The sequence below is a fragment of the Pseudoflavonifractor intestinihominis genome (genome assembly GCF_040096055.1).
GTDB classification, from domain to species: Bacteria; Bacillota; Clostridia; order Oscillospirales; family Oscillospiraceae; genus Pseudoflavonifractor; species Pseudoflavonifractor intestinihominis.
The window spans coordinates 41,216-52,500 of record NZ_JBBMFK010000028.1; the positions used below are offsets into that span (position 1 = coordinate 41,216).

An 11,285-nucleotide genomic window follows, 5' to 3' on the forward strand; every position below is an offset into this window, starting at 1 on the left:
TTCAGCAGTCCGCGGCGATGTTCAGCAGTCCGCCCAGGATGATGCCTGCGCTGGCCTCCTTGGAGCGGCCGATGCTTCGGATCAGGTTGGACAGCACATTGGAGAGCACCGTGGGGATGCCGCCGATGACGATGACGCAGGTGACGTACTGCCTGGCGTATTGATAGGTGTTGTCTCCCGCGCCCAGCAGCTGCAGAACGGGCTCCATAAAGATCCCGATGCCCGCGGCGAAGAGCGCCGCGATCAGCAGCCCCAGGTATAGGGAGAAGGCGCTGACCCGTCTGGCCTCATCCTCCCGGGACTGGCCCAGCAGGCGGGAGATCAGGGAGCCGCCGCCGATGCCCGCCAGTCCGGCCAGGCAGAGGGTGATGTTGAACACGGGCAGGATCAGAGATGCGCCCGCCACCATGTAGGGGTTGTTGGTCTTCCCCACGAAAAAGGTGTCCGCCATGTTGTAGATCAGGACGATCAGCTGGCTGGTCACCGCCGGGACGATCATCTTCCGCAGGGCGGATGGGACGGGGAGATTCTGAAAGATGTTCTCCCGCTCGGAAATTGGGCTTGTCTGCATTGCTTTCCACCTGGGCTTTCTGACGGCTGTGCTGTTTTTATGTACAGGCCGGTGCTGCGGCCTGTCTCTGCGGCTTTTCATCATATCACAGAAGCTGAAATTTCTCCATCCCGATCTGAGCATTTTCTCTTTCTGAAAACGCCGCATCAAAGCAAAAAACAAGAGGACATCCCGGCGGAAGTCCTCTTGCTGGAGCTGGTAATGTGACTCGAACACACGACCTGCTGATTACGAATCAGCTGCTCTACCGACTGAGCTATACCAGCATATTCGCTTTTCCTGTCTGCTGACGACAAGTAATCATACCATATTTTCGTCTCTCCGTCAATCTCCGGTTTTCTTTTCCGCTGTTAATATACTAACGGTATATTTACTCTGCATTCTGCCAGACAACCTGCATTTTTTCCGCTCAGGATTCTTCTTTTTTCCAGCCATACCGCCAAAGTTCCCGGTACTCCCCGTTTTTTCGCCTCCTCCTTTCTCCCTTTTGACCGCTCCTCCCCGCTTTTCCCCAGGCTGTTTTGTCGTTTCTGCGGGCTTCTTCTGTTAACGTAACACCATCCAATAATGCCGTCTACTAGATGTTATGCACATTTTCCACCGGGTTTTTCACACCGGTTTCCCCCTGATTTTTCAGAGTTATTCCACTTATCCACTTAGTTTTGCACATCAGTTTTGCACCGCCTTTCGCCCCATTTAGTTTACATAATTTAATTATTTTTCTTTTCTGCATTGTTTCCGTCCCTCTTATGCAAAAAGAAAGGGCTGATTGCTCAGCCCTTTCCAATGTCCCGGGTGGCGTAGGCGTTCAGATCCATGCCCGCCCGCTTCCCGGCGCAGTATTCGTAATAGCCCTGGCAGCCGATCATGGCGCCGTTGTCGCCGCACAGGCTCAGCTGGGGAAGGTAGAGCTTGTCGCCGCTCTCCCGGCAGGAGCGCTCCAGATCGGCCCGGATGCGGCTGTTGGCCGCCACGCCCCCCGCCACGGCCACCTTGCCGTACCCCTTCATCCGGGCGGCCTCCATGGCCCTGGGCACCAGCATATGGCTCACCGCCGCGCCGAAGGAGGCGGCCAGAGCGGGCAGGTCCAGCTCCTCCCCCTTCTGCTGGGCGTTGTGGATCAGGTTGATGGCAGCGGTCTTCAGCCCCGAGAAGGACATATCCAGGGGCGCGCCGTCCACATGGACCGAGGGGAAGGGGTATTTGCTGTCGTCCCCGCCCTGGGAGAGCCGGTCCATGGGGGCCCCGCCGGGGTAGCCGATGCCCAGCACCCGGGCCACCTTGTCAAAGCACTCCCCCGCCGCGTCGTCCCGGGTGGCGCCCATGACCTCCATATCCGTGTAGCTGCGCACGTCCACAATGGCGGTGGTGCCGCCGGAGACGCACAGGCACACAAAGGGAGGCTCCAGGTCGGGGTGGGTGATGTAGTTGGCGGCGATGTGGCCACGGACGTGGTGGACGGGCACCAGGGGCACATCCAGAGCGAAGGCCACGGACTTGGCGAAGTTGACCCCCACCAGCACCGCGCCGATGAGGCCGGGGGCGTAGGTGACAGCCACGGCGTCGATGTCCCCCTTGGTCACTCCCGCCTGAGCCAGGGCCTGGTCGGACAGCCCGGCAATGGCCTCGATGTGCTTGCGGGAGGCGATCTCGGGCACCACGCCGCCGTAGATGGCGTGCATATCCGCCTGGGAGGCGATGGCGTCGGACAATACGGTGCGGCCGTCCCGCACCACCGCCACGGCGGTCTCGTCGCAGGAGGATTCAATGGCTAATATATTCATGGAAATTCCTTCTTTCGTTCCATCAGTGGAGGGCCGGGTCCTCTGACCGCCCCACCAGGTAGTCCAGTGAGACCTGGAAGTAGTCCGCCAGCCAGATCCAACCGGCCAGCTTGGGCTCCTGCTCGCCGCTCTCATAGCGCTGATACTGGCGGAGGACAACCCCCATCTTTTCGGCCATCTCAGCCTGGCGGAGGCCCTTTTCTATGCGAAGTTCCTTTAAGCGGATGGGTTTCATACCGCACCTCCACTCCGATAAAGTGCCTCAGTCCATGTCAGGCTTGTCCGACCGTCCCACCAGGTAGTCCAGCGAGACCTGGAAGTAGTCCGCCAGCCAAATCCAACCGGCCAGCTTGGGCTCTCCCTCTCCCCGCTCATAGCGCTGGTACTGGCGCTCTGTAATTCCCATCATAGCCGCCAGCTCGGTCTGTTTCAAGCCTGCATTTTCTCTCAGCTCTTTCAATCTGATTGGCTGCGGATACATCCGCCTTCGCCTCCTTGACAGGACGTTTTATGTCTGGTATCATGTAACCAGACATAAAACGTCTAGTTACGGAGGTATGCAAAATGGAACCCTTCTCCCATCAGCTCTACCTGCAATTCATTGCCCAGCGGCGGGACCTTCTCTGCCAGTCCCCCGCCTACGAAGCGGCGCTGGCAGGGTGGGACGCGGCTTTAAAATCCGGCGAAGCGCTGGAGCTGGTGGACAGCCGCAACCTTCTGATGGAGACCTGGGGGATTCTCACATTCTCCGCCGGGCTGCGGCTGGGTCTGTCCCTAGGTCACGAGCTGGAGGGCGCGCTGCCCGACGAACAGGGAATTTCCGCCATGGCCCGGAGCGGGTTGAACCCGGGCTCGTCCAGACGGTAGTGCCGCCGGTGGGCGGCCAGGGCGTCGGCATCGGTGAGGGTGCCGGAGGCCAGCATAGAGTAGGTCACGCCGAAGAGGCGGGCCCGGTAGTCCAGCATACGGAACCCGCAGCGGCGGTAGAAACCGATCCGCCGGCGGCGCAGGGCGTTGGCCTCCTCCCCCGCCTTGGGGTCCTCCGCCTCGGCCTCCACCAGCAGGCCGTCAAAGCCGCCGTAGTGGTCTTTCAGCTGTTCCAGAAAAGCGCTCCCCGTGCCCTGTCCCCGGCCGCCCCGGCACACCGCCAGGTAGTCCAGCAGGACACAGCGCCCCTCCTTGTCCCGCCACAGGAAGGCGTAGGCCAGCAGCTCCTCCCCCCGGAACAGGCCCAGGGTGTCGTACTGTCCGGTGCGGACCTGTGCCTCAATCATAGCCAGGGGCTTGCGCTCGGCGGGCGGAAAGTCCGCCTTCACATGGTCCCGGTACACCCGCCGGAGGGCAGCGGCGTCCAGAAGACGGATCTCTCCGCCGGTCACGCCTTCCCCTCTTGATTGAAGCGCCGGGTCATGAGGATGGCATCCTCCTTGGGGTCCTTGTAGTAGTCCTTCCGCCGTCCCTCCTGGACAAAGCCGTTTTTTGTATAGAGGGAGATGGCCTTGTCGTTGGACGCCCGCACCTCCAGCGTGAGGAAGGCCAGGTGTTCCTCCCCGAAGCGGATGAAAGCCCCCAGCAGAGCGTCGGCCACGCCCATACGGCGGTACTGGGTCTTGACGGCGATGTTGTTGATATACCCCTCGTCCAGCACCACGGTGAGGCCGGCGTAGCCCAGGACGGTGCCGTCGTCGGCCACCGCCACGATGAAGGACGCGTTGTCGTTGTACAGCTCCTCGGTCAGCATATCCTCTGACCAGGGCTGGGAAAAACACTCCCGCTCAATGGCCGCCACATCGGGCACCGTGGAGCGGTCCATGGGAAGCAGCTTGTAATTCATGTTCTGATACTCCTGTTGTCTGTTGATTTAGCCCTTGGCCTCCGCCCAGCTCTTGCCGGCGGCAGCATCCGCGATGAGGGGCACGGACAGCTTGGCCACCGACTCCATCTCCCGGGAGAGCAGGGCCTTGACGGTCTCCGCCTCCTCCTCGGGGCACTCCACGATCAGCTCGTCGTGGACCTGGAGGATGAGCCTGGCCTGAAGTCCCTCCTCCCGCAGGCGGCTGTGGACATGGATCATGGCCAGCTTCATGATATCGGCGGCCGTGCCCTGGATGGGCATATTGAGGGCCACCCGCTCGCCGAAGGAGCGGGTATTGAAGTTGGAGGACTTGAGCTCGGGCAGCCAGCGGCGGCGGCCGAACAGGGTGGACACATAGCCGTCGGCCTTGGCCCGGTTGACCACATCGGTCATATAGGCGTGGACGCCGGAGAAGCGGGCGAAGTATTTTTCGATATACTCCTTGGCCTCGTAGGTGGGCACGCCGATGTCCTGGGACAGGGAGAAGGCGGAGATGCCGTAGACGATGCCGAAGTTGACCGCCTTGGCGGAGGAGCGCATGTGCTTGGTGACCTGGTCCACCGGCACGCCGAACACCTGGGCGGCGGTGACGGTGTGGATGTCCTCGCCGGTGCGGAAGGCCTCGATCATGTGCTCGTCCCCGGCGATATGGGCCAGCAGGCGCAGCTCGATCTGGGAGTAGTCCGCATCCACCAGCACCTTCCCGGCGGGGGCCACGAACATCTTCCGCAGCTCCGCCCCCAGCTCGGTGCGCACCGGGATATTCTGGAGATTGGGCTCGGTGGAGGAGAGCCGCCCGGTGGCGGTGACCGTGTTCTGGAAGGAGGTGTGGATGCGCCCGTCGGGGGCGATCACCTTGCCCAGGCCGTCCACATAGGTGGACTTCAGCTTGGTGTACTGCCGGTATTCCAGGATCTTGTCGATGATAGGGTGCTGGCCCCGCAGCTTCTCCAGCACCTCGGCGTTGGTGGAGTAGCCGGTCTTGGTCTTTTTCACCGGCGGCAGGCCCAGCTTGTCGAAGAGGATCTTGCCCAGCTGCTGGGTGGAGTTGATGTTGAAGGTCTCCCCCGCCAGCTCATAAATCTCCGCCTGGTCGGCGGTGATGCGCCCGTCCAGCATATCGCCGAACTCAGAGAGGGCCTTCCGGTCCACCAGCATGCCGGCGTGCTCCATGGCCGAGAGCACGGGGCACAGGGGCAGCTCGATGTCGTAGTAGAGCTGGTGCATGCCCAGCTCCTCCAGACGGGGCGACAGGACCTTTTTCAGCGCCCCGATGAGAGCGCAGTGGCGCAGCAGTCCGCCCAGCACCGCCGTCTGGTCGGCCAGAGGAGAGAAGGCGTCGGGGGCCAAGTAGGTGTCCTTGGCCTTGGCGAACTCCTGGTTGAAGTAGGTCATGCCCAGCTTCTCCAGCTCATAGCTGCCGTCGGTGGGAGCCAGGAGATAGGCGGCGATGGCGGTGTCAAAGACAAAGCCGTCCCCCTCCACCCCCTCCTCCAGCAGCCGGGAGAGCAGGGTCTTCACGTCGTGGGTGTTCTTTTTGATATCGGCGGCAAAGAGGGCCTTCAGCACGCCGTTGTACCCCTCCAGCCTGTCGGAGCGGAGCACGGCGGCCCGGGAGTGGGTCTCGCTCTCCCACCACTCCACCGCCACCACGTTCAAATCGGGCAGGGCCAGCACGTCCACGCTCTCCTGCCCTCTCCAGACGGCCAGCAGCTCCTCGGCCCGGGCCAGGTCGGTGACCTCCTCGCTCTCGCAGGTGCCGGTCACCGTTTTCTCATCGTCGGACACAGCGGCCTCCCCCTGAGGGGCCTTCAGGCCCATCTTGTCGATGAGCTTGGAGAACTCCAGCCTGAGGAACAGCTGGTACAGCTCGGCCTGGTTCACCTCCCGCCGGGCGGCGTCCTCGGGCTTGAAGTCCAGCGGTGCGTCGGTGCGGATGGTGGCCAGGTCGTAGGACATCTTGGCCTGCTCCCTGCCCTCGGTCAGCTTCTTGAGCACGGCGGGCTTGGCCTCCACCTTGTCCAGGTCGGCGTAGATGGCCGCCACGCTGTGGTACCGCTGGATCAGGTCCATGGCGGTCTTCTCCCCCACGCCCTTGACGCCGGGGATGTTGTCGCTGGCGTCCCCCATGAGGGCTTTCAGGTCGATGATGTGGATGGGATTGAAGCCGTAGGCCTCCCGGAAGGTGTCGGGGGTCATCTCCTTGGTGGTGGTCTGGCCCATGCGGGTGGACACCAGCTTCACCCGGGTGCGGTCGGTGACCAGCTGGAGGGAGTCCTTGTCGCCGGTGACCACCACCGTGTCCCACCCGGCGGCGGCGTCCTTCACCGAGATGGTACCGATGAGGTCGTCCGCCTCCCAGCCGTCCATCTCGTACCGGGGGATGTTCATGGCGTCCAGCACTTCCTTGAGGATGGGCATCTGGGAGGCCAGCTCGTCGGGCATGCCCTTCCGCTGGGCCTTGTAGCCCTCGTAGGCCAGGTGGCGGAAGGTGGGCGCCTTCCGGTCAAAGGTGCAGCACAGAGCGTCCGGCTGCTCCTCATCCACCAGCTTCTGGAGAATGGTGAGAAAGCCGTACACCGCGTTGGTGGGCTGGCCGTCCCGGGTGGTGAGCATATGGACGCCGTAAAACGCCCGGTTGACGATGGAATTTCCGTCGATGACCATGAGCTTCATGGGGTTCCTCCTGCCTCCGGGTTCCCCCGGACATAACATTTCAGTATATAGTATACCAGTTTTCCCCCATTGGGGCAAGAAAAACCGGGCTCCCTCAGAGGGATGCCCGGTCTGTGCGCTCCGCCGCCAGGGGGCGGTACACGGTGAAGTACATGGTGAGGATGCAGGCCAGACCGCCGATGACGTTGGAGATGGGCTCGGCCAGGAACACGCCGTTGTACCCAAAACCCAGAGGCGGCAGCAGCAGCGTCAGAGGCGCCACAATAAAGGCCTTGCGCAGCAGGGAGAAGAAGATGGCGTTCTTGCTGCGGCCCAGGCCCACAAAGATGGACTGGCCGATAAACTGGAGGGACATGCAGAAGAAGATGGAGAAGTAGACGCGGAAGGCGGGCGCGCCGGTGGCAATCAGTTCCGCGTCGCTGTTGAACAGGTGGATGAAGGCGGCGGGGAACAGCATGACCACCGCCCAGATGACCACCGAATAGCCCATGGTCACCGCTGTGGTGAACCGGATGCCCTGGCGGACCCGGTCATTGGCCCTGGCGCCGTAGTTGTACCCCAGCACCGGCTGGCAGCCCTGGGTGATGCCGCTGACCGGCATGGTAATGACCTCCCGCACCGAGTTGATGACGGTCATCACACCCACGTACAGGTCGCCGTACGCCACGCCGCCCCAGTGCTGGAGAGTGGCGTTGCACAGTATCTGCACCAGGGAGTTGGTGAGTGCCATGACAAAGCCGGAGGTGCCCAGGCCCACGATCCGGGCCACCCGGGCGGCCTGGAGCTTCATCCGGCTCAGCCGGAGCCGCAGGATGGTCCGCTTGCCGGTGAGGAAGCACAGCACCCACACCGCCGAGCAGGCCTGGGAGATGACGGTGGCGATGGCGGCCCCCCGCACCCCCAGTCCGAAGCCGAAGTCAAAGATGAAGATGGGGTCCAGCACGATGTTCACCGCCGCGCCGATGGACACGGTGAGCATTCCCATCCGGCCGAAGCCCTGGGCGTTGATGAATGGGTTCATGCCCAGGCTGACCATGACGAAGACGGTGCCCAGGGCGTAGGTGGACAGGTAGCTGTCCGCGTAGGGGAAGGTGGCGTCGCTGGCGCCGAAGAGGTAGAGGATGGGCTGCCGGAACAGGAGAATGAGGGCGGTGAGCACCACGCCCAGCCCCAGCAGCAGGGCGAAGGAGTTGCCCTGGACCCACTCGGCCTCCTCGTTGTCCCCCTTGCCCCGGCAGATGGAGCACAGGGGCGCGCCGCCGGTGCCGCACAGGTTGGCAAAGCCGATGATAATGGAGATGACCGGCAGCACCAGGCCCACGCCGGTGAGGGCCAGCCGCCCCACGCCGGGCAGGCGGCCAATATACATCCGGTCTACTATATTATAAAGGATATTCACCAGCTGGGCCGCCGTCATGGGCAGGGCCAGCTTGGTGATGGCCCCGGACACGCTGCCCTTTGTAAAATCATTTTTTGCTTCCGCCACGGGTCCGCTTCCTTTCCGGTTTGACTTTTGCTTTTCTCATTGTATACTACTTTTAGAGAGAGGGCAAGGACGCCCGGAAAGGGAGGTATCCCATGGAACAGCATCGTCCCCGGACCGATGAGCTGGAGCTCTATGTCCCCAAGCTGGAAGATCTGTGGTTTATGGCGCAGATGGAGTCGGACCCCGACACCATGTCCTACAACCGGGACTGGGACGTGTCCTATCCGGGCTACTACTATAAAGAATAAAAAGTAAAATCGGGAAAATTCCCGGGAAAGGACGGCGTTTACCATGACGCTGCTGGAGGAGGCGCGGACCCTGGCGCCCGCGCTGGAGAAATTGAAGGGGGAGCTCCACCGCAGGCCGGAGCTGAGCTTCCATGAGGTCAACACCACGGCAAAACTCCGCGCCCTGCTGGAGCCCCTGGGGGTGGAATTTCTGGACCTGGGCATGGAGACCGGCGTGGCCGCCCTGCTGCGGGGTGGGAAGCCCGGCCCCACCGTGGCCCTGCGGGCGGACATCGACGCCATCACCCTTCAGGAGCCTGACGGGCCGGGGGCCTCGGAGGTGGATGGCGCCATGCACGCCTGCGGCCACGACTTCCACACCGCCTGCCTCTACGGCGCGGCGCGCCTCCTCGCCGCCCGGCGGGAACAGCTCTCCGGCACCGTGCTGCTCATCTTCCAGCCCGCCGAGGAGGTGACCCAGGGGGCGGCGGCCATGCTGCGCCACGGCCTGTGGGAAAAGGCGGTGGGCAAACCCGCCGCCATTTTCGGCCTCCACAACCGGCCGGAGGTGCCCTGCGGCCAGATCGCCGTGCTCCCCGGCCCCATCATGGCGGGCAAGAACAACTTCACCCTCACCCTCTACGGCAAGAGCGGCCACGGCGGCTCCCCCCACAAGTGCGTGGACGTGATCGTCCCCGGCGCGGCCATTGTCAGCGCCGCCCAGACCGTGGTGAGCCGCTGCACCGACCCGCTGGACAGCCTGGTGTGCTCGGTGTGCTCCATCCACGCAGGTACGCCGGACAACTTCGCCCCCGACCTGCTCACTATGACGGGCAGCCTGCGTGCTCACTCGGACGCGGTTCTGGCCGACGCCTCCGCCAAGCTGGAGTCCCTGTCCAGAGACATCGCCGCCGCCTACGGCTGTACGGCGGATTTTGTGCTGGAACCCCAGGTGCCCGTGACCTGGAACGGCCCGGAGACTACCGCTCTGGCCCGCCGGGCCGCGGAGGAACTGGTAGGCGCGGACAACGTGGTCCAGCCCCGGCCCGATATGGGCAGCGAGGACTTCGCCGTGCTCTCCCAGGGCATCCCCAGCTTCTTCTACTGGCTGGGCTCCGGCTTCCCCGGCCGGGAAAACGCCTGCTGGCACAGCGTCCATTTCCGCACCGATGACCACGCCCTCCCCCTGGGCGCCGCCCTGCTGGCCCGCTCGGCGGAGCTGGCTCTGGGGTTCTTCGCCCCGCTTTGGGCCTGATGCCCTTCCCTTCTCTTTTCCATCTGCCGGCGCCTCGGGAAACAATATCCGGGGCGTCGATTTTTTACGAAAAAATTGTAAAATACATATTGACATTTCTTTGTCAAAGTGCCATAATAGTCCACGGTAAGAATCGTTATTTTTTTGTCAATTCATTCTGACATTTTGTTTGGAGGTTTGCGCTATGTCCAGATTTACTCTTCCCCGTGACATTTACTACGGTGCCAACGCTCTGGAGACCCTCAAGACCCTGAAGGGCAAGAAGGCCGTTCTGGTGCTGGGCGGCGGCTCCATGAAGCGCTTCGGCTTTGTGGACAAAGCTCTGGGCTACCTGAAGGAAGCCGGCATCGAGACCAAGCTCATCGAGAACGTGGAGCCCGATCCCTCCGTCGAGACCGTCATGAAGGGCGCCGCCGTCATGCGTGAGTTCGAGCCCGACTGGATCATCGCCATGGGCGGCGGCTCCCCCATCGACGCCGCCAAGGCCATGTGGGCTTTCTATGAGTACCCCGAGACCACCTTCGAGGATCTCATCACCCCCTTCAACTTCCCCGAGCTGCGCCAGAAGGCCAAGTTCTGCGCCATCCCCTCCACCTCCGGCACCGCCACCGAGGTCACTGCCTTCTCCGTCATCACCGACTACCACAAGGGCATCAAGTACCCCCTGGCCGACTTCAACATCACCCCCGACGTGGCCATCGTTGACCCCGCTCTGGCCGAGACCATGCCGCCCCACCTGGTGGCCTACACCGGTATGGACGCTCTGACCCACGCCATCGAGGCCTATGTGTCCACCCTGCACACCGTGTTCACCGATCCTCTGGCTATCGAGGCCATCCACATTGTGGAGAAGGACCTCATCAAGTCCTTCAAGGGCGACATGAGCTGCCGCGAGGAGATGCACTACGGTCAGTGCCTGGCCGGCATGGCCTTCTCCAACGCCCTGCTGGGCATTGTCCACTCCATGGCCCACAAGACCGGCGCCGCTTTCTCCACCGGCCACATCACCCACGGCCTGGCCAACGCCATGTACCTGCCCTACGTCATCGCCTACAACGCCAAGGCTGACGGCGTCGCCGAGCGCTATGCTCAGATCGCCCGCACCATGGGCGTGGTGGGTGACACCACCGCCGAGCTGGTGGAGGGCCTGCGCGCCAAGATCCGCTCCATGAACGACGCCATGGGTATCCCCAACACCCTGAAGGACTTCGGCATCATCGAGGACGAGTTCAAGGAGAAGCTGGAGGCCATCGCCACCAACGCTGTGGGCGACGCCTGCACCGGCTCCAACCCCCGTCCCATCGACCCCGCCACCATGGCCAAGCTGTTCACCTGCATCTACTACGGCACTGAGGTGGACTTCTAATCTCTCTGACCACTCCTTTTCCCTCCTACATAAAATCAGAAGAGCGCTGCCCTTTCGGGCAGCGC

The 11,285-nt window shown here is 62.8% G+C and carries 12 protein-coding genes and 1 tRNA gene; 4 read left to right on the forward strand and 9 right to left on the reverse strand.

Translation table 11 applies throughout. The features are described from left to right. Position 1: 1 nt before the first annotated feature. The 5 genes from WMO64_RS14200 to WMO64_RS14220 form a co-directional block, all read right to left on the reverse strand. Entirely contained in the window at positions 2-571 is a 570-nt protein-coding gene (locus WMO64_RS14200) for an MATE family efflux transporter (RefSeq protein WP_349232386.1), read from the reverse strand. A 190-nt stretch (positions 572-761) separates the two neighbouring features. Further along, a tRNA-Thr gene (locus tag WMO64_RS14205) sits at positions 762-837 on the reverse strand. A gap of 507 nt (positions 838-1,344) precedes the next feature. Continuing rightward, positions 1,345-2,355, reverse strand: coding sequence for a tRNA (adenosine(37)-N6)-threonylcarbamoyltransferase complex transferase subunit TsaD (tsaD, locus tag WMO64_RS14210; protein ID WP_349232387.1), 1,011 nt, complete (start codon positions 2,353-2,355; stop codon positions 1,345-1,347). 22 nt (positions 2,356-2,377) lie between these two features. Next, a complete protein-coding gene (locus WMO64_RS14215) occupies positions 2,378-2,590 on the reverse strand; it encodes a helix-turn-helix domain-containing protein (protein ID WP_349232388.1) in 213 nt (70 codons plus the stop codon). 27 nt (positions 2,591-2,617) lie between these two features. After that, the gene (locus tag WMO64_RS14220) at positions 2,618-2,836 is read right to left on the reverse strand and encodes a helix-turn-helix domain-containing protein (protein ID WP_349232389.1); all 219 of its coding nucleotides are present in this window, start codon (positions 2,834-2,836) and stop codon (positions 2,618-2,620) included. 83 nt (positions 2,837-2,919) lie between these two features. On the opposite strand from WMO64_RS14220, the gene WMO64_RS14225 reads away from it, so the two are divergent. Then, positions 2,920-3,222 carry a hypothetical protein gene (locus WMO64_RS14225; RefSeq protein ID WP_349232390.1) on the forward strand — a complete coding sequence of 101 codons (303 nt, stop codon included), beginning with the start codon at positions 2,920-2,922 and terminating at the stop codon, positions 3,220-3,222. On the opposite strand, the gene WMO64_RS14230 is transcribed toward WMO64_RS14225, so the two are convergent. The 4 genes from WMO64_RS14230 to WMO64_RS14245 form a co-directional block, all read right to left on the reverse strand. Next, positions 3,135-3,734: a GNAT family N-acetyltransferase gene (locus WMO64_RS14230; RefSeq protein ID WP_349232391.1), complete on the reverse strand. Its 600-nt coding sequence runs from the start codon at positions 3,732-3,734 to the stop codon at positions 3,135-3,137. The genes WMO64_RS14225 and WMO64_RS14230 overlap by 88 nt on opposite strands. Continuing rightward, positions 3,731-4,189: a ribosomal protein S18-alanine N-acetyltransferase gene (gene rimI / locus WMO64_RS14235; RefSeq protein WP_349232392.1), complete on the reverse strand. Its 459-nt coding sequence runs from the start codon at positions 4,187-4,189 to the stop codon at positions 3,731-3,733. Before rimI ends, WMO64_RS14230 begins: the two co-directional genes overlap by 4 nt. Before the next feature lie 27 nt (positions 4,190-4,216). Beyond that, positions 4,217-6,886 carry a DNA polymerase I gene (polA, locus tag WMO64_RS14240; RefSeq protein WP_349232393.1) on the reverse strand — a complete coding sequence of 890 codons (2,670 nt, stop codon included), beginning with the start codon at positions 6,884-6,886 and terminating at the stop codon, positions 4,217-4,219. A 94-nt stretch (positions 6,887-6,980) separates the two neighbouring features. Next, complete coding sequence (locus tag WMO64_RS14245; protein WP_349232394.1) at positions 6,981-8,372, reverse strand: MATE family efflux transporter; 1,392 nt, start codon at positions 8,370-8,372, stop codon at positions 6,981-6,983. Between the two features lie 92 nt (positions 8,373-8,464). On the opposite strand from WMO64_RS14245, the gene WMO64_RS14250 reads away from it, so the two are divergent. From WMO64_RS14250 to WMO64_RS14260, 3 genes are all read left to right on the forward strand, one after another. Next, on the forward strand, positions 8,465-8,620 hold the full coding sequence (locus WMO64_RS14250; RefSeq protein ID WP_349232395.1) for a hypothetical protein: 156 nt from the start codon (positions 8,465-8,467) through the stop codon (positions 8,618-8,620). A 43-nt stretch (positions 8,621-8,663) separates the two neighbouring features. Continuing rightward, positions 8,664-9,854 (forward strand): M20 family metallopeptidase, encoded by a 1,191-nt coding sequence (locus WMO64_RS14255; RefSeq protein ID WP_349232396.1) that lies wholly within the window; start codon positions 8,664-8,666, stop codon positions 9,852-9,854. A 184-nt stretch (positions 9,855-10,038) separates the two neighbouring features. Beyond that, complete coding sequence (locus WMO64_RS14260) at positions 10,039-11,220, forward strand: iron-containing alcohol dehydrogenase (RefSeq protein WP_349232397.1); 1,182 nt, start codon at positions 10,039-10,041, stop codon at positions 11,218-11,220. Positions 11,221-11,285 lie beyond the last annotated feature (65 nt).

Bases quoted from the DNA above. Each gene is read 5' to 3' on its own strand.
- WMO64_RS14200 (WP_349232386.1), bottom strand. From the start codon at position 571: ATGCAGACAAGCCCAATTTCCGAGCGGGAGAACATCTTTCAGAATCTC.
- tsaD (WP_349232387.1), bottom strand. From the start codon at position 2,355: ATGAATATATTAGCCATTGAATCCTCCTGCGACGAGACCGCCGTGGCG.
- WMO64_RS14215 (WP_349232388.1), bottom strand. From the start codon at position 2,590: ATGAAACCCATCCGCTTAAAGGAACTTCGCATAGAAAAGGGCCTCCGC.
- WMO64_RS14220 (WP_349232389.1), bottom strand. From the start codon at position 2,836: ATGTATCCGCAGCCAATCAGATTGAAAGAGCTGAGAGAAAATGCAGGC.
- WMO64_RS14225 (WP_349232390.1), top strand. From the start codon at position 2,920: ATGGAACCCTTCTCCCATCAGCTCTACCTGCAATTCATTGCCCAGCGG.
- rimI (WP_349232392.1), bottom strand. From the start codon at position 4,189: ATGAATTACAAGCTGCTTCCCATGGACCGCTCCACGGTGCCCGATGTG.
- polA (WP_349232393.1), bottom strand. From the start codon at position 6,886: ATGAAGCTCATGGTCATCGACGGAAATTCCATCGTCAACCGGGCGTTT.
- WMO64_RS14250 (WP_349232395.1), top strand. From the start codon at position 8,465: ATGGAACAGCATCGTCCCCGGACCGATGAGCTGGAGCTCTATGTCCCC.
- WMO64_RS14255 (WP_349232396.1), top strand. From the start codon at position 8,664: ATGACGCTGCTGGAGGAGGCGCGGACCCTGGCGCCCGCGCTGGAGAAA.
- WMO64_RS14260 (WP_349232397.1), top strand. From the start codon at position 10,039: ATGTCCAGATTTACTCTTCCCCGTGACATTTACTACGGTGCCAACGCT.